The 23635-nt window shown below is 63.6% G+C and carries 15 protein-coding genes and 1 pseudogene; 14 read left to right on the top strand and 2 right to left on the bottom strand.

Going from position 1 to position 23635, the window contains the following annotated elements; translation table 11 throughout:
• Positions 1-76: 76 nt before the first annotated feature.
• The 14 genes from tssA (at position 77) to tagF (ending at position 20342) form a co-directional block, all read left to right on the top strand.
• The gene (gene tssA / locus AACV02_RS29250) at positions 77-1114 is read left to right on the top strand and encodes a type VI secretion system protein TssA (protein WP_119736308.1); all 1038 of its coding nucleotides are present in this window, start codon (positions 77-79) and stop codon (positions 1112-1114) included.
• Between the two features lie 38 nt (positions 1115-1152).
• Positions 1153-1653: a type VI secretion system contractile sheath small subunit gene (tssB, locus tag AACV02_RS29245; protein ID WP_106579888.1), complete on the top strand. Its 501-nt coding sequence runs from the start codon at positions 1153-1155 to the stop codon at positions 1651-1653.
• Between the two features lie 78 nt (positions 1654-1731).
• The gene (gene tssC / locus AACV02_RS29240; protein WP_106579887.1) at positions 1732-3231 is read left to right on the top strand and encodes a type VI secretion system contractile sheath large subunit; all 1500 of its coding nucleotides are present in this window, start codon (positions 1732-1734) and stop codon (positions 3229-3231) included.
• A 21-nt stretch (positions 3232-3252) separates the two neighbouring features.
• Positions 3253-3735: an Hcp family type VI secretion system effector gene (locus tag AACV02_RS29235; protein ID WP_078743332.1), complete on the top strand. Its 483-nt coding sequence runs from the start codon at positions 3253-3255 to the stop codon at positions 3733-3735.
• 237 nt (positions 3736-3972) lie between these two features.
• Entirely contained in the window at positions 3973-4491 is a 519-nt protein-coding gene (tssE, locus tag AACV02_RS29230; RefSeq protein WP_119736306.1) for a type VI secretion system baseplate subunit TssE, read from the top strand.
• Positions 4488-6365: a type VI secretion system baseplate subunit TssF gene (gene tssF, locus AACV02_RS29225; protein ID WP_119736303.1), complete on the top strand. Its 1878-nt coding sequence runs from the start codon at positions 4488-4490 to the stop codon at positions 6363-6365. The genes tssE and tssF overlap by 4 nt, the downstream gene beginning before the upstream one ends.
• Positions 6350-7363, top strand: a complete 1014-nt coding sequence (tssG, locus tag AACV02_RS29220; protein ID WP_256680265.1) for a type VI secretion system baseplate subunit TssG — start codon at positions 6350-6352, stop codon at positions 7361-7363. The genes tssF and tssG overlap by 16 nt, the downstream gene beginning before the upstream one ends.
• Positions 7356-9989, top strand: coding sequence for a type VI secretion system ATPase TssH (gene tssH, locus AACV02_RS29215; protein WP_119736299.1), 2634 nt, complete (start codon positions 7356-7358; stop codon positions 9987-9989). The genes tssG and tssH overlap by 8 nt, the downstream gene beginning before the upstream one ends.
• A 5-nt stretch (positions 9990-9994) precedes the next feature.
• Positions 9995-11956, top strand: coding sequence for a type VI secretion system Vgr family protein (locus tag AACV02_RS29210; RefSeq protein WP_119736296.1), 1962 nt, complete (start codon positions 9995-9997; stop codon positions 11954-11956).
• An 18-nt stretch (positions 11957-11974) separates the two neighbouring features.
• A complete protein-coding gene (gene tagH, locus AACV02_RS29205; protein WP_119736294.1) occupies positions 11975-13399 on the top strand; it encodes a type VI secretion system-associated FHA domain protein TagH in 1425 nt (474 codons plus the stop codon).
• Between the two features lie 74 nt (positions 13400-13473).
• Complete coding sequence (gene tssK / locus AACV02_RS29200) at positions 13474-14805, top strand: type VI secretion system baseplate subunit TssK (RefSeq protein ID WP_119736292.1); 1332 nt, start codon at positions 13474-13476, stop codon at positions 14803-14805.
• A 15-nt stretch (positions 14806-14820) separates the two neighbouring features.
• Entirely contained in the window at positions 14821-16107 is a 1287-nt protein-coding gene (gene icmH / locus AACV02_RS29195) for a type IVB secretion system protein IcmH/DotU (RefSeq protein ID WP_119736290.1), read from the top strand.
• A 2-nt stretch (positions 16108-16109) separates the two neighbouring features.
• The gene (tssM, locus tag AACV02_RS29190; protein ID WP_119736287.1) at positions 16110-19673 is read left to right on the top strand and encodes a type VI secretion system membrane subunit TssM; all 3564 of its coding nucleotides are present in this window, start codon (positions 16110-16112) and stop codon (positions 19671-19673) included.
• 9 nt (positions 19674-19682) lie between these two features.
• Positions 19683-20342 (top strand): type VI secretion system-associated protein TagF, encoded by a 660-nt coding sequence (tagF, locus tag AACV02_RS29185; protein WP_119736285.1) that lies wholly within the window; start codon positions 19683-19685, stop codon positions 20340-20342.
• Positions 20343-20382: 40 nt separating this feature from the next.
• On the opposite strand, the pseudogene AACV02_RS29180 reads toward tagF, so the two are convergent.
• Together AACV02_RS29180 and nuoN are read right to left on the bottom strand one after the other, a co-directional pair.
• Positions 20383-20500: pseudogene (locus AACV02_RS29180) on the bottom strand (transcriptional regulator); the annotation flags it as partial.
• A gap of 1666 nt (positions 20501-22166) precedes the next feature.
• Positions 22167-23630, bottom strand: coding sequence for an NADH-quinone oxidoreductase subunit NuoN (gene nuoN, locus AACV02_RS29175; RefSeq protein ID WP_106579876.1), 1464 nt, complete (start codon positions 23628-23630; stop codon positions 22167-22169).
• Between the last annotated feature and the right edge of the window lie 5 nt (positions 23631-23635).

The following is a 23635-nucleotide window of genomic DNA, read 5'->3' as shown; positions in this document are numbered from 1 at the left end:
ATTTTTCCCACGCTGCGGAATAAATCATTTCCCTCACTTGTTCTATCCCCAGAACAACTTGAACGAGGGAAGTACGATGGGCTTGTCCACCGACGCTCAACCACTGGATTTCACCGCACTGGCCCAGCCTTTGGGCGAAGCCGACGGCTGTGGCCAGAACTTCGAATACGACCCCCAGTTCCTTGAGCTTGAAGAAGAAGCCCTCGGCAAACCCGAGGTGCAGTATGGCGACACCATCACCCAGGCCATCGAGCCAAGCTGGAAACGGGTGATGCTGTTGGCGCTGCCATTGATGGAGCGCAGCCGCGACCTGCGCCTGGCGATCTGGCTGACCCGCGCTCAACTCAACCTGCACGGCATTCCCGGCCTGGCTGCCGGTCTTGGGCTGATCCATGCCTTGCTGGAAAACTGCTGGCAGGGCTTGCACCCGCAGCTCGACCCCGATGACGACAACGACCCGTTGCTGCGCATCAATATTCTGGCGTTCCTGTGCGAGCCTGCCGGCGTGTTGCGCGACGTGCTCGATGCGCCGCTGGTCAGCGCCCGTGGCGTGGGCGCGGTCAGCTTGCGTCAGGTTGAACTGGCGAGCGGCGAGGAGGGCGAGAGCGTCAGCCTGGCGATGATCGAAGGCGCGTTTGCCGAAGCCGACCCCGTCGAACTCAACGCCACCGACACCGCGCTGGCACAGGCGTTGGCGCTCAGCGTGCAGATCGAACAGTTGTTGACGGAGAAGGTCGGCGTCGGCCGTGCCATCGACCTCAGCGGCCTGGCCACACTCCTGCGCCGCGCCGGTGACGTGATCCGCCGCCACTTGCCAGGTGCCGCGCCAGCCGAGGCGATGCCGGCTGGCGTTACAGCCGCCGCCGTGGCCGCCGTGGCCGTCGCCCCGCAGGCAGTGCGCGCAGAAATCAACAGCCGCGAAGACGCACGCCAGACCATTGACCGTCTGTGCACGTATTTCCAGACTTTCGAGCCCGCCAGCCCGGTGCCGTTTTTACTGCAGCGGGCGAAGAAACTGATCGACAAGAATTTCATGGAATTGCTGCAAGACCTCGCACCCGATGGTCTCGCGCAACTGGCGCTGGTCAGCGGTATTCGCAACAGCGACACCTGAGCCTTTTTGTATCAACCCCACTCACCGGAGCTTTTCCTGTGGCCAAAGAAAGCAGTCAGAAGTTCATCGCCCGCAACCGTGCGCCGCGCGTTCAGATCGAATACGACGTGGAGATCTACGGTGCGGAAAAAACCGTGCAGTTGCCCTTTGTCATGGGGGTGTTTTCGGACCTCTCCGGCAAGCCGGCCGAGCCGTTGCCGCCGGTGGCCGAGCGCAAGTTCCTGGAAGTCGACATCGACAATTTTGACGATCGTCTCAAGTCCATGAAGCCGCGTGTGGCGTTCCAGGTGCCCAACACCCTGACCGGTGAAGGCAACCTGCCGGTGGAAATCACGTTTGAATCGATGGACGACTTCACCCCGGCTGCCATCGCCAGCAAGGTGCCGAGCCTGAACCAGTTGCTCACCGCGCGCAGCCAGCTGTCGAACCTGCTGACCTACATGGACGGCAAAGTCGGCGCAGAGGAATTGCTCGCCAAGCTGCTCAGCGATCCGAGTGTGATGCAAGCCTTGAGCAGTGCGCCCAAGCAGCCCGAATAACTGAATAACCGTTGCCTGCGCCGGCGCCTCGTTTGCCCCGGTACGGGGACGCTTTGCCCAAAATTTGAGGATACCGTCATGTCCACCCCGCAATCGGAACAGCCAGGGCAGCTTGCCCCGGCCACGGAATTCGACGCTGGCGACTTCGCAAGCCTGCTGCAAAAAGAGTTCAAGCCCAAGACCGACAAGGCCAAGGAAGCGGTGGAAACCGCCGTGCGCACCCTGGCCGAGCAAGCGCTGCAAGGCACGCAACTGATGCCCCACGACGTGCTGGGCACCATCGAGGGCTTGATCGCCGCCCTCGACCAGAAGCTCACCGAACAGGTCAATCACATCCTGCACCACGAGGAATTCCAGGGCGTGGAAAGCGCCTGGCGTGGCCTGCACTACCTGGTCAACAACACCGAGACTGACGAAACCCTGAAGATCCGGGTGATGAACATCTCCAAGAACGAAGTGCACAAGACCCTGCGCAAGTTCAAGGGTGTGGCCTGGGACCAGAGCCCGATCTTCAAGAAGTTGTACGAAGAAGAATATGGTCAGTTCGGCGGCGAGCCGTATGGCGCCTTTGTCGCGGATTACTACTTCAACAACAGTGCGCCGGACGTGGAACTGCTGACCCAGATGGCCCGCGTCAGCGCCGCCGCTCACTGCCCGCTGATCACGGCTGCCGACCCCAGCGTGATGCTGATGGAGTCGTGGCAGGAACTGGCCAACCCGCGTGACCTGACCAAGATCTTCCAGACCCCGGAACACGCCGCCTGGCGCAGCTTTCGCGCCAGTGAAGACTCGCGTTACGTCGGCCTGGCCATGCCGCGCTTTCTGTCCCGCGCGCCCTACGGTGCCAAAACCAACCCGGTCGAAGCGTTCGATTTCGAAGAAACCACCGACGCGGCCGGCGCCAAGGATTTCACCTGGGCCAACGCCGCTTACGCAATGGCGGTGAACATCAACCGCTCGTTCAAACACTACGGCTGGTGCTCGCAGATTCGCGGCATCGAGTCCGGTGGTGTGGTGGAGGGGCTGCCGGTGCATACCTTTCCAACCGACGACGGCGGCGTGGACATGACCTGCCCAACTGAAATCGCCATCAGCGACCGCCGCGAAGCGGAACTGGCAAAAAACGGCTTCATGCCGCTGGTGCACAAGAAAAACAGCGACCTCGCCGCGTTCATCGGCGCGCAGTCGATGCACAAGCCTGCCGAGTACGACGACCCCGACGCCACCGCCAACGCCAACCTGGCCGCGCGCCTGCCGTACCTGTTCGCCACGTGCCGTTTCGCTCACTACTTGAAGTGCATCGTGCGCGACAAGATCGGCTCGTTCAAAGAGCGCGACGACATGCAGGTGTGGCTCAACAACTGGATCGGCCGTTACGTCGAACACAACCCGGCCACCGCCACCGACGCCGACAAAGCCCGTAAACCGCTGGCCGGCGCCGAAGTAGTGGTGGAAGAAATCGAGGGCAACCCCGGCTACTACGGCGCCAAGTTTTTCCTGCGCCCGCACTACCAACTCGAAGGCTTGACCGTGTCCCTGCGCCTGGTCTCCAAGCTGCCGTCCACCAAATCCAACTGATCAACCTGAAAGGTAACCACCATGATCCTGCTTAACTTCAAAGGCACCCAAATCAAGGGCACTTCCACCGTCGACGCGCACAAGGACTGGATCACCATCGACGCGATCCAGATGGGCGTGGGCCGCGCGATTTCCATCAGCGGCGGCGGCACCGACCGTGACACCAGCAACCCGTCGTTCTCGGAAATCTCCATGACCAAGGCCACCGACCTCGCGTCGGCCGACCTGTTCATGCAGGCGGTGTGCGGTAAAAGCCTGGGGGATGCCGAAATCCACTTCATCCAGACCGGCGGCCCGGACAAGAAACAGCAAGTGTTCCTCAAGCTGATCCTCGGCGAAGCCATCATCAGCTCCTACTCCGCCAGCAGCAACGGCGAGCGCCCCAGCGAAACCTTCTCGATCAACTTCACCACCATCAGCTACGAGTACGACTCCTTCACCGGCGACACCGTGATCACCGGCACGCCGAAGAAGTGGGACCTGGAGAAGAACCAGAAAATCTGACGCCGGGCCTCTGTGGCGAGCCGGATTGTTGGGTGCAGGGTTTTCTGTGGTGCGCGGGCTTGCTGTGGCGAGCGGGCGTGCCCCGCGTTGGGCCGCGAAGCAGCCCCATCACACACACCGCGTTTCTACCGGATGCCCGCGGCGGCAGGTTTCAGGGCCGCTTCGCGCCCCAACGCGGGGCACGCCCGCTCGCCACGACAAGCCTGCATACCACAGCGGTAATGGAGATTGAGAACCATGGCTGAACTCACCAGTCGCGAACGCTTGCAGCCGTCCTTGCTCGATCGCCTGAGCGATGACGACACCGAGCACGCCGTGGAGCCGCGTGACAAGCGCGTGCTGTCCATGCGCGGCTTGCGCAAGGCGGTGTTGCGGGACTTGGGGTGGCTGCTCAACAGCACCAGTCTGGGTAGTTTTCGTGACCTGAGCGCGCACCCGCTGGCAGTGCAGTCAGTGATCAATTTTGGTCTGCCGGATCTTGCCGGCAAGACCGCCGCCGGTTTGGACCGAGAAGCGCTGGGGCGGCGCATCCGCCAGGCGATCTGGGATTTCGAACCGCGGATTTTACGCGACAGCGTGCGCGTGGTGCCGGTGGCGCCCTCGGGCGTGACGGCCAGTCCCAACCAGATGGCCTTTGAAATTCATGGCGAACTCTGGGGCCAACCGTTGCCCGAGCGCCTGTACCTGAAAACCGAACTTGACCTGGAAGCAGGTGAGGCGAGGGTCTTTGATATCGAGACAAGGGACGTGCGGTGAACGCCAAACTGCTGCGCTATTACGAACGTGAACTGGCTCACCTGCGCGAAGTCGGCGGCGAATTCGCCCGTGACTACCCCAAGGTGGCCGGTCGCCTGGGGCTGGAGACCTACGCCTGTGCCGACCCGTATGTGGAGCGGCTGCTGGAGGGTTTCAGTTTTCTTGCGGCGCGGGTGCAGCTGAAGATCGACGCCGAGTTTCCACGCTTCACCAATCACCTGCTGGAACTGGTTTACCCGCAATACCTGGCGCCCACCCCGTCGATGGCCGTGGTGCAGATGCAACCGGACATGAGCGAAGGCAGCCTGGCTGCAGGTTTCAAGGTGCCGCGCGATACCGCGTTGCACAGCCAGTTGGGCAAGGGCGACCAGACCGCTTGCGAGTTTCGCACGGCCCATGACGTAACCCTGTGGCCGGTGGAGTTGGTCCAGGCACGCTACTTTGCCTGCGGCGCACACGTAGCCGGCATCGACCTGTCACGCCTGGGCGGCGTCAAGGCGGCGCTGCGTCTGCGCTTGCGCGTCGGCGCCGGCCTGACCTTCAGCGACCTGGCCCTGGACAGCCTGCCATTGCACATTCGCGGCGGCGAAGCCATGCCCTCGCGCATCCTCGAACAACTGCTGGCGCAGGCCGCCGGTGTGTTGGTGATGCCAGTGCAGGAGCACGTGGAGTGGCACCAGTTCCTGCCCAAAAGCGCGATTCGAAGTGTCGGTTATAGCGACGGCGAAGCCTTGCTGCCCAGCGGCCCGCGTTCATTCCAGGGCTATCGACTGCTGCAGGAATACTTCGCCATGCCGCAGAGGTTCATGTTTGCCGAAGTGGCGGGGCTGGCGAACAGTGTGAGTCGCTGCACCGCCGAGCAACTGGACGTGATCGTGCTGTTCAAGAAGCTCGACCCGGTGCTGGAACAAAGCCTCAGCGCCGCCAACTTCGGCCTGTATTGCACGCCGGCCATCAACCTGTTCCCGATGCGCACCGAGCGTGTGCACCTGTCGGACCAGCAATCGGAATATCACGTGATTCCCGACCGCACGCGGCCGATGGATTACGAGATTTACCAGATCGAAAGCGTCACCGGCTATGGCAGCGGCGCCGAGGCCAGCCAGACCTTCGAGTCGTTTTATCGCGCCAACGACTTGCACGCCCGCACGCCACCGAACGCGTTTTATCAGCTGCGCCGAGACGCGCGCGTATTGTCCGAGCAACAGCGCCGGCAAGGGCCACGCTCCAGTTACATCGGCAGCGAACTGTTCCTGTCGCTGGTCGACGCCCAAGAGGCGCCGCACCGCAGTGATCTGCGCCAACTGGGCATCGACACCCTGTGCAGCAACCGCGACCTGGTGCTGAGCATGCCGGTGGGCAGCGGCCGCACCGACTTCACTGTCGAATCCGGCGCGCCGGTGCAATCGGTGCGCTGCGTGGCAGGGCCGACGGTCCCGGCGCCATCGTTTGCCGAAGGCGAGACGGCGTGGCGGCTGGTCAGCCACTTGTCCCTCAACTATTTGTCGCTGCTCGATCAGGACAAGGAGCAGGGCGCCACCGCTTTGCGCGACCTGCTGCGCCTGTATTGCCGCGTTGACGATGAGGCCGCGCACAAACAGATCGAAGGCCTGCGCTCAGTCACCGCCGACAGCATCGTGCGGCGCCTGCCATTGCCGGGGCCGATCACGTATGGCCGGGGGTTGCAGGTGTGCGTGACCCTGGACGAGTCGGCCTTTGAAGGCGCCGGCGTGTTTGTATTGGGTTCGGTGCTGGAGCAGTTTTTTGCCAAGTACGTGTCGCTCAATTCGTTCACCGAAACCGTCATCAAAAGCACCGCGCGTGGCGTGATCATGCAGTGGCCGGCGCGGGTGGGCAGATGCGAGATCCTCTGACCCTGCTCAGTGCCCTTGAAGCGCATCCGGGGCGCTTTGATTTCTATGCTGCGCTGCGCCAACTGGAGTGCGCCCACCCGCAATTGCCGCGGATCGGCCAGGCCGCGCGCCCGGCGGATGAGGCGGTGCGGTTCGGCCAGCAACCGTCGCTGGCGTTCGAGCCTGCGATGATCGCGGCACTCCAGCCTGGCGTTGCGCCGAAACTGCTGCTGAATTTTTTCGGCCTGATGGGCGCCAATGGCCCGCTGCCGATTCATCTGACCGAGTACATTCGCGACCGCCAGCGCAACCTCAATGACCCAACGCTGGCCGCGTTCTGCGATGTGTTCCATCACCGCATGATCAGCCTGTTTTACCGCGCCTGGGCCAGCGCGCAGCCGGCGGTCAGCCTGGACCGGCCGGGGGCGGATCGCTTTGCCCAGTACCTCGGTTCGTTGATCGGCATCGGCCAGCCGTCGCTGCTCAACCGCAATGCCGTGCCGGACGTGGCCAAGCTGCATTTTGCCGGGCGCCTGGGCCCGCAGACGCGCAATGCGGAAGGCTTGGCGGCATTGCTCAGCGACTACCTCGGCGTGCCGGTGCAGGTCGAGCAGTTTGTCGGCCACTGGATGACGCTGCCCGCCGACGGCCTGTGTGCCCTGCGCAGCGGCCCCGACGCTGCCGTACTCGGCCAGACCACCGTGATGGGAAAAAAGGTCTGGAACACCCAGCACAAATTCCGCCTGCTGATCGGCCCTCTGGACCTGGCCCAGACCCGCCGCCTGTTACCCGGCGGCGACAGCCTGCAACGCGTGCAGGACTGGGTGCGCCAATACGTCGGCCTGGCCATGGATTGGGACGTCAACCTGATCGTCAAGAAAGACCAACTACCCGGCCTGCGCCTCGGTTCCGCGCCTTTGGGCTGGACCAGTTGGCTGAGCAGCCAAACCCCCGAACACGATGATCGGCAGTTGCTGATCAACCCTCGCATCTCTTCTCAAGGACCTGCCCATGGCTGACATCAGTCGCGTCGCGCTTTTCGGCAAACTCAACAGCCTGTGCTACCGGGCGATCGAAAGCAGTACCGTGTTCTGCAAGCTGCGCGGCAACCCCTACGTGGAGCTGGTGCACTGGTTGCAGCAGATCCTGCAATTGAGCGACTCGGACCTGCTGCGCCTGGTTCGTCACTACGGCATCGACCCTGCCGTATTGGCCCGTGACCTGACTGCGGCGCTTGACCGCTTGCCTCGGGGGTCAACGTCGGTCACCGACTTGTCGTCGCAGGTCGAAGAAGCCGTCGAACGCGCGTGGGTCTATGCCACCTTGATGCTCGGTGAATCCCAGGTGCGTTCCGGCCATTTGCTGCTGGCGCTGCTGAAAACCCCGAGCCTGCGCAACGGCTTGTACGGCGTGTCCCGCGAGTTCAACAAGGTCGGCATCGATGACTTGAGCGAGCAGTTCGCCGCGTTGCTCAACGCCTCGCCCGAGGCGCAGATGACCGCCAGCGATGGCTATCAGTTGCCCGGCGAAGACATCGGCGCAGTCGCGCCTGCCAAGCAGGAGGCCTTGAAGCGCTTCACCGTCGACCTCACGGAACAAGCGCGCGGCAACACGATGGACCCCATCGTCGGGCGCGACGAAGAGATCCGCCAGGTGATCGACATATTGATGCGGCGGCGCCAGAACAACCCGATCCTGGTGGGCGAGGCGGGCGTCGGCAAAACCGCCGTGGTTGAAGGGTTTGCCCAGCGCATTGCTCGGGGCGATGTGCCGCCGAGCCTCAAAGACGTGCAACTGCTCGCCCTGGATGTGGGCCTGTTGCAAGCCGGGGCCAGCATGAAAGGCGAGTTCGAACAGCGCCTGCGTTCGGTGATCGATGAAGTGCAGGCCAGCGTCAAACCGGTGGTGCTGTTTATCGACGAAACCCACACCCTGGTCGGCGCGGGCGGCGCTGCCGGCACCGGCGATGCGGCCAACCTGCTCAAGCCGGCGCTGGCGCGGGGCACGCTGCGCACCATCGGCGCGACGACCTTTGCCGAGTACAAAAAACACATCGAAAAAGACCCGGCGCTGACCCGGCGTTTCCAGACCGTGCAGGTCGATGAACCGGACGAGGCCCGCGCGTTGCTGATGCTGCGCGGCATCGCGCAGACCATGCAGACCCACCATCAGGTGCACATCCTCGATTCGGCATTGGCGGCGGCGGTGCGCCTGTCCAACCGTTACATCCCGGCGCGCCAGTTGCCGGACAAAGCCGTCAGCCTGATTGACACCGCCTGCGCGCGCGTCGCCATCAGCCTGCACGCCACCCCTGCGCAGGTGGATGACCGCCGTCGGCGCATCGAGGCGCTGGAAACCGAGCTGGAGATCATCGAGCGTGAAACCGCAATTGGCGTGGACACAACCAGCCGCCGCGCCTCGGTCGAGGCCCAACTCGCCAGCGAACGTGAGTGCCTGGACGAGGTGGAAGGGCGCTGGGACAACGAGCTGGCGCTGGTCGAGCAGATTCAACGGCTGCGCAGCCAGCTTGCGGACGCAACCGAGCGCGAGGCGGGCCTGGCGGAACTGCATCAGTTGCAGGACGAGCTGGCGGCGCAGCAGGGCGAACACCCGCTGGTGCTGATCAGCGTCGATGAGCAGGCGGTGGCCTCGGTGGTGCAGGACTGGACCGGCATTCCGGTGGGGCGCATGGTCAAGAATGAAATCGACAACGTACTGCGTCTGGCCGAGCGCCTGGGCCAGCGCATCATCGGCCAGGACCATGCACTGGAAATGATCGCGCGGCGCATCCAGACCTCCCGCGCGGGCCTGGACAACCCGGGCAAACCGGTCGGCGTGTTCATGCTTGCGGGCACGTCCGGGGTGGGCAAGACGGAGACCGCCCTGGCTTTGGCCGAGTTGCTGTATGGCGGCGAGCAGAACGTGATCACCATCAACATGAGCGAATACCAGGAGGCGCATACCGTTTCCACGCTCAAGGGTGCGCCGCCGGGTTACGTGGGGTACGGCGAGGGCGGCGTCTTGACCGAGGCGGTGCGGCGCAAGCCCTACAGCGTGGTGCTGCTGGACGAAGTGGAGAAGGCTCACCCGGATGTGCATGAGCTGTTTTTCCAGGTGTTCGACAAGGGTTGGATGGAAGACGGCGAAGGCCGGATCATCGATTTCAAGAACACCTTGATCCTGCTGACCACCAACGCCGGCACGCCGTTGATCAGCCGCCTGTGCCGTCACCCTCAGACCATGCCCTCGCCGGATGTCATCGCCAAGGCCTTGCGTGAACCGCTGCTGGAAGTGTTCCCGCCGGCCTTGCTCGGGCGCCTGGTGGTGATCCCGTATTACCCGCTGAGCGACGCCATGCTCGGTAGCATCATCGGCCTGCAACTGGGGCGCATCCAGAAGCGCATTGCCGATAACCACAACATCCCGTTCACCTGGAGCGAGGAGGTCGTGCAGCTGATTGCCAGCCGCTGCACCGAGCTGGAAAGCGGTGGGCGGATGATCGACGCCATCCTCACCAACGCGATGCTGCCGGCAATCAGTACCGAATTCCTCAACCGCTTGTTGCAGGGCACTCCGGCCACCTATGTGCGGGTGAGTGTCGAAGGCGGCGAGTTTGCCTACGCGTTCAGCGAGGCTGCGAGGTAACCCTTATGGCCACGACTCAGATTCATCGCGAGATCCAGGTTACCAGCACCCTCGGCGCCGATGTGCTGCTGTTTCGGCGCATGCAGGCGACGGAGGGGTTGTCCCGGCTCAGTGAGTACCACCTGGAGCTGTACAGCGAGCGCGCCGACCTGAATATCGACGACCTGCTGGCCACCCAGATGAGCGTGGCGGTGGACTTGCCCAAGGGCGGCAGCCGTTACTTCAGTGGGCATGTCAGCCACTTTTCGTTCAGCACGCGCCAGGGCCGCTACTCCACCTACAAGGCGGTGCTGCGGCCATGGCTGTGGTTCCTGACGCTGGCCAGCGACTGCCGGATCTTCCAGGAATTGAGCGTGCCGGACATCCTCAAGCAGGTGTTCGCGCCCTACAGCATCGCCGATGTCGACACCTCGGGCCTGAGTGGCAGCTACAAGGCGCTGACTTACTGCCTGCAATACCGCGAGAGCGATTTCAACTTTGTCAGCCGCCTGATGGAGCAGGAGGGCATCTACTACTACTTCAAGAGTGCTGCCGGGCGCCACACGCTGGTGCTGGCCGACTCCTACGGCGCGCACTCGCCGGCGCCAGGTTATGCCCAGGTGCGGTTCATGCCCGCCGAAGACCACGCCATGCGCGAAAGCGAAGTGATCTACGACTGGCGCATGGGCGGTGATGTGGAGCCGGGCGGCTATACCTTGCAGGATTTCGACTTCGAAAAGCCCAGCGCCAACCTGTTGGCCAAATCGACCCTGGCCGGCAGTTACCCGCAGGCGCGCCATGAGCGATACGACTACCCGGGCAAATACACCGAGCGCAAAAACGGCGAAACCTACGCGCGCACCCTGATTGAGTCGCTGCACACCGGCACCCAGCGCGTCACAGGCGCCACCCGTGCGCGCGGGCTGTTTCCCGGCGCGCTGATGACCTTGACCGAGCACCCGCGCAGCGAGCAGAACGCACAGTTCCTGCTGCTGGAGGCGCGTTACACGTTGTCCTCCGACACCTATGAACCGACGCCGCCGGCCGACCCTGCGCCGGTGTTGAGCTGCGAGTTCGTCGCGCTGTCGCGCCAGCAGCAGTTCCGTGCGCCCTGTGTAACGCGCAAGCCGCTGATGCGCGGCCCGCAGACTGCCCTGGTGGTGGGCAAGCAGGGCGAGGAAATCTGGACCGATAAATACGGGCGCATCAAGGTGCAGTTCCACTGGGACCGCGAGGGCAAGCGCGATGAAAACAGCTCGTGCTGGATTCGCGTGGCCCAGGGTTGGGCCGGCAAGCGCTGGGGCAGCCTGTATACGCCGCGCATCGGCCAGGAAGTGGTGGTGAGTTTTCTTGAGGGTGATCCCGACCAGCCACTGGTGACCGGCAGTGTCTACAACGCCGACACCATGCCGCCGTATGCACTGCCGGAAAACGCCACGCGCTCCACCCTCAAGAGCAACTCGTCCAAGGGCGGCGGTGGCTACAACGAGCTGCGCTTTGAAGACAAAAAGGGCGCGGAGCAGGTGTTCCTGCACGCGCAGAAAAACCTCGACCAGCGCGTGCTCAAGGATTCTCTGGACTGGGTCGGTGGTGACCGCCATTCCAGGGTCGATCAGGACCTGCGCGAGAAAGTCGGCGGCGACCGGCACTCGGCGGTCGGTGGCCATCGCAATGAGAAGGCCAGCGGCGATGTGTCGATGGCCGCCGGCGCCAACATGATCATCAACGGCGGCCTGAAGACCGGCGTCACTGCGGGCCTGGACATGTACATCAAGGGCGGTGCCAACGTGGTGATCGAAGCCGGCGCCACCATCACGCTGAAAGTCGGCTCGACCTTCCTCACCCTGACCCCGGCGATGATCCTCGCCTCGATCATCCCCTTGCCGCTGCCCGAAGCCGCGTCGGCGGCGACCGCCCTGGCCCTGACCGCGGCCACCGGACCTGCCGGCGTGCCGCTGCCGCCCAAGGAGGCCGACGATGGCAAATAACCCTTTGTGGAGCCCGTTATGAACCTGATCCTGCTGGTTAAAAGCTACCGTGACCAACCGATGCCCGGCGAGGTGATCTGCCGCTTTACCGAGGTCGGTGGTTCTATCGGGCGTGGGCCGGACAATGACCTGACCCTGGACGATCCGGGCAAATACATCTCGCGCGTACACGCGCGCGTCGAGCAGCGTGGTGAGCAGTTTTACCTGACCGACACCGGCAGCAACCCCAGCCTGGTCAATGAGCGGCCGCTGGGCAATGGCCGGGAGCGGTTGCTGGAGGCGGGTGATCGTCTGGTGATTGGCGATTACGGCCTGGAAGTGCGCCTGGAGCAACCCGCAGCGCCGGTGCTCGAAGACGATGCTTTGGCGACGCGCATCCTGCCGCCGCTGTTTGTGCCGCCACCGGCCCCGGTCGCTGCGCCGTTGCCACCGTTGGAGGTGCCGCCACCGCTGTTGCGCGACCCGCAGGTGGTGGTGCCGGTGGTGCTGCACGACGACCTGGCAGGCGCGCGGATTCTGGAAGGCCATTCGTTATTCGATGGGGCGATGCCGCTGTCGGACCCGCTGGGTTTGAATCCCTCGCTGACCCCGGTTTTTCGCGGCACCGAAAGCGACCATGTGGCGCCGCAGATGCAGGCGTTCAACAAGCCGCTGTGGCAGACCGAGCCGCCAGTGATCCCGGATGATTACGACCCGCTCTTTGGCCTGTCCACCGAACCCACGGTCGCTCGCGATCCAAATGTGGGAGCGGGCTTGCCCGCGATAGAGGTGAACGATAACGAGGTGATCCAGGAAAAACTCAGCGCCCCTGAGACCTTCGCGAGCAAGCCCGCTCCCACAGTGACCGCGCCCACCCGTGACAGCGCGGTGCTGCAGGCGCTGCTGACGGGCCTGGGTTTGCCCGACCTGCACACCGCCCGTGCGCCCACCGAACTTGCCCAACTGGTCGGCGAAATGCTGCGCGCCGCCACCGGCGGCACCATGGATGTGCTCATGGCCCGCGCGCTGACCAAGCGTGAAAGTCATATCGACATGACCATGATCGGCGCCTATTCCAACAACCCGCTGAAGTTCTTTCCCGACGCCGACAGCGCCCTGACCCAGATGCTTAACGGTGATTCGCCGGCCTATATGCGCCCGGTCAAGGCACTCAATGCGTCTTTCGACGACCTCAAGGCCCATGAGCTGGCGGTGATCGCCGGCATGCGTGCAGCCCTTGGCGCCGTGGTGCAGCGCTTTGACCCGGCGCGGGTCGAGCAGCGCCGCACCACCCACGGCGCGCTCGACAAATGGATGCCGGCGCGGCGCAAGGCGCGTTTGTGGGATCGCCTGGTGGAGCGCTACGAAGACCTGGCGCGGGATGCTGACGAGGATTTGCAGCGGCTGTTTGGGGAGCTGTTTTCCAAGGCTTATGAGGAACAGGTGGCGCGGATGAGGCAGTAGGGGGCTGCTGCGCAGCCCAACGCGGGGCAAGCCCGCTCGCCGCAAGACCCCTGGTTAAGTTGAGAGAAGAATTTATGTCCTGGAATAACAAAGTAGTCTGGTCCGAAGGCATGTTGCTGCAGCCTCAGCACCTGCAGCAACACGACCGTTTCCTGCAGACCCAGTTGGAAGCCCGCGTGGCCAGCTTGCGTGCTTACGGCTGGGGCTTTTCCAACGTGCAAATCGACCCGCAACAGTTGGCCATGGGCAAGCTGTCGCTGCTCGCCTACAGCGGCATATTGCCTGACGGCACGCCGGTGGGCCTGCCGTTTGACGATGCCATGCCGCTGCCGCTGGAGATCCCCGACGACGCCCGTGACCTCAAGGTTGTGCTGGCTTTGCCGAGCCTGCGCCCCGGTGTGGCAGAGGTTGACGACAACCCAAGCTTTGAAAATTTCGCGCGCCACCGCAGCAGTGAATACGAAGCCTGGGACAGCAATGGCCTGGACAGCAGCGCGCTGATGAGCATCGGCAAACTGCGCTTGCGCCTGGCGTTTGAAGGCGATGTGGCCGATGCCCACACGGTGCTCGGCATTGCCCATGTGGTGGAAAAACGCGCGGATAAAAGCGTGGTGCTCGACCGCGAATACTGTCCACCGTGCCTGGACATTCGCGCCGCCGAGCGCTTGCGTGCGTTTGTCGATGAGCTGCTCGGTCTGCTGCAGCAACGAGTTGAGGCGCTGGCCTCGCGCCTGACCCGGCCGGATGGCAGCGGCGCGGCGGAAATCGCCGATTTCCTGCTGTTGCAGGTGCTCAACCGCAGCCTGCCGCTGGTGCGGCATTTGTCGGCCATGACCGGTTTGCACCCTGAGCAGCTGTACCGCGATCTCGCGGCCCTGGCCGGTGAGTTGGCGACCTTTACCCGTGACGATAAACGCGCGGCCGCGTACCCGGTGTACCGCCACGGCGCGCTGGCGGAAACCTTCGCCCCGGTGATGCTCGACCTGCGCCGCGCATTGTCGGCGGTGATGGATGTACGCGCCATCGCGATCCCGTTGGAGGAGCGCCAATACGGCATTCGTGTGGCCGTGCTGCCGGACCAGGAGTTGCTGCGCTCGGCCACGTTTATTCTGGCGGTGCAGGCGCAGATGTCCGCCGAAAGCGTGCGCAACGGCTTTCCGCCGCAGGTCAAGATCGGCTCGGTAGAGAAGATCCGCGACCTGGTCAACCTGCAATTGCCCGGTATTGGTTTGCGCCCCTTGCCGGTGGCGCCACGGCAGTTGCCGTTTCATGCCGGCTTTACCTATTTCGAACTTGATCGCAGCAGTGAATATTGGCAATTGCTGAGCCAGTCGGCCGGCTTTGCCATGCACATCGCCGGGGTTTTTCCGGGGCTGGACCTGCAGTTCTGGGCCATCCGCAACTAAGGCAAGGTGACTGACGTGAACGACACTTTTGAAGGCGGCCAAGACCCGGACCGCACCTTGCTGATTCCCACGCCAGGCGGGCGTCGGGCCACGCCGCCGGTGCTGCCGACGGCCGATGTGCCGCGTGCCGCGCTGGTGGTTCATGGCCAGGGGCTCAACCCGCTGGTGCGCGCAGCCAACCCGTTGCTCGACCTGGTGGTGCCGCTGCGCACGATGACGGCAATGCCGGACATGGAGAGCTTGCGCCAGCGCTTGATCCAGGCGGTGCAGGCCTTTGAAGCCCAGGCGCGCGCCAGCCAGGTCGATGTGGAAACCGTGGCCGCCGCGCGCTACGCGCTGTGCACGCTGGTGGACGAAACCATCGCCAGCACCCCCTGGGGCGCGGGTGTGTGGGGCAGCCGCAGCCTGCTGGTGACTTTTCATAACGAGGCGTGGGGCGGCGAGAAGTTCTTCATGATCCTGCAGCGCCTGAGCCAGGACCTGCGCACCCACATCGACGTGCTGGAGTTGATGTATCTGTGCCTGGCGTTGGGCCTGGAAGGGCGTTATCGGGTGCTGGATCGAGGCCTGGATCAATTGGGTCTGCTGCGCGAGCGCCTGCTGCAGTTGATCAACCAGCAGCGCGGCAATCAGGAGCAGGAACTGTCGCCACGCTGGCGCGGCGCACAAGCACCGCAAGCGTCGATGCTGCGTCGGGTGCCGGTGTGGGTCATGGCGTCGGTGGCGGCGGTGCTGTTGCTGAGTGTGCAGCTTACGTATAGCTGGTTGCTCAACCGTGCCTCCGACCCGGTGTTTGCGCAACTGGGATCGATTCGTGTGGCCTCGCCGCTCAAGGTGGCGGTGCCGGCGACACCGGCCCCGGTGCGCCTGGCCGGTTTTCTCGCACCCGAAGTGGCCCAGGGCCTGGTGGCGGTCAAGGACAGTGCCGACCGCTCAGTGATCACCTTGCGTGGCGACGGCGTGTTTGCTTCGGGCAGCGCCGAGGTGTCGAGCAACTTCGACGGCTTGCTGGCGCGCATCGGCGATGCCCTGGCCACCGTGCCGGGGGCTGTGGTGGTAGTCGGGCATACCGACAACGTACGGCCATCGGCGACGTCGCGGCTGGGCTCCAACTTCGACTTGTCCCAGGCCCGCGCCAAGACCGTGGCCCGTTTGCTCGCCCAGCGCGCCGGGCCGGCCGAGCGTTACCGCAGCGAAGGCCGGGGCGAAACCGAGCCGCTGGTCCCCAACGATTCAGCGGCGAATCGCGCGCGTAACCGTCGCGTCGATATCACTGTGTTGATCCCTTCCCAGGCGCAATAGCCATGAACTTCTCTACGCTTTTTTCGTTGTTATGGTCCCCGGTGGAGCGCTTCATCCTGTGGCTGCTCAAACCGTGGTTGCTGTCGCTGATCGGCGTGGCGTTGCTGTCGTTGCTGGTGTGGTATGAAGGCCCGTTGCTGGCGTTCAACGGCAGCGAACCGCTGGCGCCGGAGTCACGGCGTTGGGCCTTGATCGCGCTGTTTGTGCTGATATGGGCCGGCTATTTTGCCTGGCGCCTGTGGCGGGCGTGGCGCGCCAACCGTGGCTTGATGGCGGGTGTGGCCGAGGCGCCGGTGGTGGCGCCCGGTGTGCGTGAAACCCAGGCCGAAGTGGCCGAACTGGGCGAGCGCATGCGTTCGGCCATGGCGGTGCTGCGCAAGGCCAACCCCGGCTGGAAGATGAGCGGGCAGTACCTGTATCAGCTGCCGTGGTACATGTTCGTCGGCGCACCGGGCAGTGGCAAAACCACTGCGCTGACCCATTCCGGCCTGCAGTTCCCGCTGCGTGAGGCGATGGGCTCCGGCGCCATCGGCGGCGTTGGCGGCACGCGCCATTGCGATTGGTGGTTCACCGATGAGGCGGTGCTGCTGGATACCGCCGGGCGCTACACCACTCAGGACAGTTACAGCGAAGTCGACAAGGCGGCGTGGGGCGGCTTTCTTGACCTGCTGAAAAAATACCGCCGCCAGCGCCCGGTCAACGGTGTGATCGTGGCCTTGAGTGTCAGCGATTTGCTGCAACAGACCGACGCCCAGCGCCAGGCCCAGGCCGTGGCGATCCGCACGCGCATCACCGAGCTGTATGAGCGTTTGGGCTTGCGGTTTCCGGTGTATGTGATCATCACCAAGTGCGACTTGCTGGCCGGGTTTTCGGAGTTTTTCGAGACCTTTGGCCGCGATGAGCGCGCGCAGGTGTGGGGCGTGACATTCGCGCTGCCACAACCGGCGCAGCCGGACAGCGGCTTGGCGTCTTTCCCAAGCGAGTTCGATGCGCTGGAGCGCCAGTTGCAACGGCGTGTGCTGGAACGCTTGCAGCAAGAGCGCGACCTGTCGCGCCGCGCCTTGCTCTACAGTTTCCCGCAGCAGTTCGCCAGCCTTGGCGATGGCCTGACGCGCTTTCTCAACACCGTGTTTGAAGCCAACCGTTATCAGGAGCCCGCGCTGTTGCGCGGCGTGTATTTCACCAGCGGCACCCAGGAAGGCAGCCCGATTGACCGGGTGTTGACCTCGCTGGCTGCCTCGTTCGGCCTGGGCCGCAAGGTCCTGGCGCCGAATGTCGCCAGTGGGCGCAGTTACTTCATTACCCGTTTGTTGCGCGAGGTGATCTTCAAGGAAGCCGGACTGGCCGGGGTCAATCATCAAGAGCAACGCCGGCGCCAACTGCTCGCAAGGGCTGGGCGGATAGCCGCAGTAGCCGTGTTCGTGCTGCTGCTGGCGGCGATGACCATCAGTTACAACCGCAACCTGCAACTGATCGCCGACGCGTCGAGTGCCGCCGCCCAGGTCGCGCAGTTGGCCAAGGCGCTGCCCACTGAAGGCGATGTGCTGGTGACGTTGCCCTTGCTCAATGCCGCACGCGCATTGCCCAGCGGCTATAGCGATGGCGATAACAGCGTGCCGTTGCTCAGCCGCATGGGCCTGTATCAGGGCAACAAACTCGGCGCTGGTGCGGTAACCCTGTATCGCCGCCTGCTTCGCAGCACGCTTATGCCGCACATCGTCGCCAATATGGAAAACGCCCTGCGCCGTGGCGACGCGAGCAATCAGGAGTTTTTGTACGAAACCCTGCGCGCCTACTTGATGCTTGGCGAGCGGCAATACTTCGACGCCGCGTCGGTGCAGGCGTGGGTCGATGTGGATTGGCGCCGTGAGCTGCCCCAGGCGACACCGGCGCAACTGCAGCAGTTGTCGGAGCATGTGTCGGCGTTGTTGGAGGCCGACGATGAGGCCGAGCCGGTGCCACTGGACAGCGCGTTGATCGCCAAAGTGCGCCTGGCGCTGGCCAGCATGCCGTTGTCTCAGCGCATCTATAACCGGGTCAAGCGCCTTGTCGAACAGCAGCATTTGCCGGAGTTGAGCGTCAACAGTGCGGTGGGGCGGGACGTGTCGTCGCTGTTTACCCGTGCCAGTGGCGAGCCGCTGTCCCGTGGGGTCATTGGCGTGTACCGCCTCGCCGGATACCGTGAGCTGACCGACAAAACGCCACAGGCCGTGACTGACATGGCCAAGGACAGCTGGGTGCTGGACCGCCAGGAGTCGGCGCAGATCGCCGGTGGCAACCCGGCGATGCAGGCAGCGGTGCTGGAGCTGTATTACGCCGACTACATTCGCCAGTGGGATACGTTTCTTGCCGATGTGCACCTGTCGCCGTTGACCAGCCTGGGCCAGGCCTCGCTGGTGACCACGGTGCTGGCTGCCAGTGATTCACCGTTGCGGGCCTTGCTGCAGGCCGTGTCCAGGGAGACCACCCTGGACGGTGCCCTGACCCCGGCAACCAGCCAAGACACCGACCAACGCGTGCGTGACAAAATCGCCGCCGCCACCCAGAGGTTGCAATCGGCCTTGGGCGGCGACAGCCCCGCGGCGCCCGTGGATGCCCAGGCCAACCCGGTGGACCAGCATTTCGCAGCGTTGCATCGCCTGGTGGGCACGGGCACCGGGCCGCAACCGCTGGATGAGGTACTGGCCTCCTTGAAGGACGCCGGGCAGTTTTTCGACAGTGCTGACGCGGCCCGTCGCAGCGCCGCGCCGGCACCGTCCAACGAAGTGCTGGCGCGCCTGAAGCGCTCCGGCGATACCTTGCCAGCGCCGCTGTCGGCGCTGCTGCGGGATGTGGAATCGGGCGGTACGGCGTTGACGCTGGGCAATGAAAAGGCGCGGCTGAATGCGCTGTGGGAGGCCTCCGGCGCACCGTTCTGCCGGGCTGCGATTGACGGACGTTACCCGCTGGTGCGCAGTTCTGGTCGCGACGCCACTGCCGACGACTTCGGCAAGTTCTTCGGTCCGGGCGGCTTGATGGACGACTTTTTCAGCAAGAACCTTGCGGCCTATGTCGACATGAGCGGCAACCCATGGCGCTGGCGCTCCAGCGGTGTGACGCCGCTGAATATTTCCCAGGATGTGCTTAACCAGTTCCAGCGTGGCGCCAAACTGCGGGATATGTTCTTCGTGGCCGGCGCACGTCAGCCATCGATGCGCTTTGACCTGAAACCCCTGAGTGCCGACCCTGGGCTGACCAAGGTCAATCTGGACATCGATGGCCAGCCGGTGGTGTACGAGGCGGGCAGTGTGGCCGACTTCACCAGCCTCTCGTTACCCAGCGGCAAATCCGGCGGCCTGGTGCGTCTGGACGCCACTCCCGCGTTGGTCAGCCCCTTGCGCAGCGATGGCCCTTGGGGTTGGCTGCGGATGATGGACAAGGCCGTGGTCAGCGCCCAGGGCGAGCAGCTGCAACTGACGTTCACTGTGGAGGGCCATCGGGTGGTGTACCTGTTGCGCGCCAGCAGTGTGATCAATCCGTTCCGCCGTGATGGCCTGGAGTCTTTCCATTGCCCCGGCAGCTTTTAGGGATCAGCCATGAATGGATTTTTCGGCAAGGTCGTCAGCCATGGGGATTTTGTCAGTCGCCGGTTGCCTGCCGTGTTCTTGAACCGTTGGGATGCGTGGTTGCAGGGCGGTTTGCAATGCAGTCGGGAGCGCCTGGGGGCACAGTGGCTGGAGGCCTATCTGTGCAGCCCGATCTGGCGCTTTGCGCTGGCGGCAGGCGTGTGCGGTGAGCAAGGCTGGGCGGGCGTGATGATCCCGAGCGTGGACAGGGTGGGGCGTTATTTTCCGTTGACCCTCGCCTGCGCCGGGGACGATGCGCCGTTGTTGATGCGCCTGGAGCAGGATGCGCTGTGGTATGGCCGGTTGGAGCGGCTGGCGTTGTCGGCATTGAGCGAGACGTTTTCCCTCGAAGTGTTCGATGAGGCCATGGTGGCGATGCCGTCACCCGGGCGCTGGGCGCCAGCGCGTCATGCCAGCACGGTTGTTGCTGCTCCACGCTGGCTGGACCTGCCCGACCCGCAGCGTATCGGCGATGGCATGCCGCAACTGAATGCGTGGATTGACCCGTTGGCCCTCGCGGGCCACTCGCTGTTCTGGACCGAGGGCTCACCGCGCGTGGCGCCGTCGGTGTGGGTGGGCGAGGGGTTGCCGGGCAGTGAGACCTTTGCCGAGATGCTCGGCGGCCGCTAGACACCCGCCAATAGCCCCGGACCTGTCGGGGCTTGATTTATCAGCTTAGCGCAGCGAGCTGCGCCACTGTTTCCGGAAACCGTGCCACCAGGCGAATCAAGGCAGCGGCCTGGGCATTCGGCCTGGCTCGGGCCTTGCTCCCAGTGCTCCAGGGGGCGCAAGAGCACAGCGGCCTAGTAGCCGACTTGGGGGGGATAGAAGTAACAGCAGGGAAAAAGCCCATCTACCTGATGTACTGAAATCCAAATGTGGGAGCGGGCTTGCTCGCGAAGGCGCTGTGTCTGCCAGCTCATGTGTCACTGATCCAACGCATTCGCGAGCAAGCCCGCTCCCACAATTCAACCGAGTTCAGCCTCCAGCATCAGTTCGGCTGCCAGGCCGCCTTGGCCTTGCTTTTGATCCAACCACTCCAACTGGGTACAGCCGCCAGACGGTTGTGCTCTGTTTTTCTGTGGGAGCTGGCTTGCCTGCGATGCAGGCCACTCGGTACATCAGGTACACCGAGTTGATGCTATCGCAGGCAAGCCAGCTCCCACATTTGATTGGGTTCAGCTCTCGGGATCAGGTCGGCTGCCAGGCCGCCTTGGCTGTGCTTTTGATCTAACCACACCAACTGGGTACAGCCGCCAAACGGCTGTGCACTGTTTTTCTGTGGGAGCTGGCTTGCCTGCGGTGCAGGCAACTCGGTACATCAGGTACACCGAGTTGATGCCATCGCAGGCAAGCCAGCTCCCACTTTTGATTGAGTTCAGCCTCCAGAATCAGGTCGGCTGCCAGGCCGCCTTGGCTGTGCTTTTGATCTAACCCCTCCAACTGGGTACAGCCGCCAAACGGCTGTGCTCTGTTTTTCTGTGGGAGCTGGCTTGCCTGCGATGTAGACAACTCGGTCCATCAGGTACACCGAGTTGATGCCATCGCAGGCAAGCCAGCTCCCACCTTTGATTGAGTTCAGCTCTCGGGATCAGGCCGGCTGTCAGGCCGCCTTGGCTGTGCTTTTGATCCAACCACTCCAACTGGGTACAGCCGCCAAACGGCTGTGTTCTGTTTTTCTGTGGGAGCTGGCTTGCCTGCGATGCAGACAACTCGGTCCATCAGGAACACCGAGTTGATGCCATCGCAGGCAAGCCAGCTCCCACCTTTGATTGAGTTCAGCTCTCGGGATCAGGCCGGCTGTCAGGCCGCCTTGGCTGTGCTTTTGATCCAACCACTCCAACTGGGTACAGCCGCCAAACGGCTGTGCTCTGTTTTTCTGTGGGAGCTGGCTTGCCTGCGATGCAGGCCACTCGGTACATCAGGTACACCGAGTTGTTGCCATCGCAGGCAAGCCAGCTCCCACATTTGATTGAGTTCAGCTTCCAAGATCAGGTCGGCTGTCAGGCCGCCTCGGCTTTGCTTTTGATCCAACCACTCAGGTCGGCTACCAGGCCGCCGTGCTCTGCTTTTGATCTTGATCTGCTTTTGACTTTGATCTTAGGCGCCCCGTTAAACCACGCTGGCCGAACGCAGGCTTGAATCCGTGGGTAACCCGGCAGGACGCCGGGTTAGCCGTGTTGGGCCATGGATGGCCCGTCACGGCGGCCCACGGATTCAAGCCGGAGTGAGGGCACACCGAGCCCAGGCGAGGTGCCGAGTGGTGGGGCAAGAGCCCTTTGGTTACTTTGGGGCTTTTCCAAAGTGACCCGCCGTAAGGGCGGAACCCATACCAGCCCCAACCCAAATAACGGATATGTACCAAAAACTCCAGACACCTCGCCCAACACATTCCCCCAAAACGTAAAACGGCGCCCGAAGGCGCCGTTCTGTTTACTGCATAGACCTAAGCAATCAAACGCCCAGTACCGCGTGCTGCACCAGGGTGAGCAACGGTTGTGGGTACACACCCAGGAAGAAGGCGAGCAGGGCGATCGCCAGCAGCATCACGCCACCGGCTTTCTGTTCCCAGTGCAGCTCGGCGTCCACACGGCGCAGGTTTGGCTCGATCAAGTACAGGGTGACCATCACACGCAGGTAGTAGAACACGCCGATGGCGCTGCCCAGTACCAGGGACGCAACCAACCACCATTCGTGCGCCTCAACACCCGTAGCAACGATGTAGAACTTACCGATAAAGCCTGCGGTCAGCGGGATACCGGCCAGCGACAGCATCATCACCGTGAGCACGGCGGTCAGGTACGGACGGCGCCAGAACAGGCCGCGGTATTCGTACAGGGCGTCGGCGTCACGGCCTTTGAACGGCGAGGACATCAGCGTGATCACGCCGAACGCGCCGAGGCTGGTGATCACGTAGGTGACCAGGTACACGCCCATGGCTTCCACGGCCAGGCCTTTGCTCGCCACCAGGGCGATCAGCAGGTAGCCGAAGTGGGCGATGGACGAATAACCGAGCAGACGCTTGAGGTTGTTCTGCGTCAATGCCAGCAGGTTACCGAACAGGATCGACGCAATGGCGATCACGGTCAGCACGTTGCTCAGCACGCCGGTATTGGCAGCAGGCGAGATCTGGAACAGACGCACCATCACCGCAAACACCGCAACCTTGGAGGCCGTGGCCAGGAACGCAGCCACCGGCGCCGGGGCGCCTTCGTACACGTCCGGGGTCCACAGGTGGAAAGGCACCAAGGACAGCTTGAACGCCAAGCCGATCAGCATCATCGCCAGGCCCAATTGGGCAATCGGCGCAGGCATGCTGGTGGTGGCCAGGGCGTGACCGATACCGGTGAAGCTCAGGCTGCCGGCTTCTGCATAAAGCAGGGCCATACCGAACAACAGGAACGCGGAACCGGCGGCCGACAGCACCATGTACTTGATGCCGGCTTCCAGGGAGCGTTTGTTGAAGAAGGCGTAGGCCACCAGGCCGTAAGTCGGGATCGACAGCAGTTCCAGGCCGATGAACAAGCCAGCCAGGTGCTGTGCGCTGACCAGCACGATGCCACCGGCCGCAGCCAGCAGGATCAGCAGGTACAGCTCTTCCTTGTTGCCCGGGTAGCCCGTGCCGCCTTCGCCGAGGTAGGCGTGGGCGAGGGTGACGCAGGCCAGGGTGGCGACCAGGATCAACGCGATGTACAGCAGCGCGAAGTCATCGATCATCATCAGCGGGGTGACCGCCAGTGGCGCAACCTTGAGTGCCGGGATAATCGACAGCAGGGCCAGGTTCAAACCGGCACAGGACAGCAGGAACGTTTGCGAATGATTGCGGCGCCAGGCGATCGCCAGCATCACCACCACAATGGTGAGGCTGGTGATCAGCAGCGGCGCAAGCGCGATAAAGTGTTGGATCGTGAATTCCATAGCGC

Origin of the sequence: Pseudomonas sp. Larv2_ips (genome assembly GCF_963879675.1) — a bacterium.
In the GTDB taxonomy this organism is placed as follows: Bacteria; Pseudomonadota; Gammaproteobacteria; order Pseudomonadales; family Pseudomonadaceae; genus Aquipseudomonas.
Note: the sequence above shows the minus strand (reverse complement) of the source record. Positions and strands in the feature narration are given on the sequence as shown.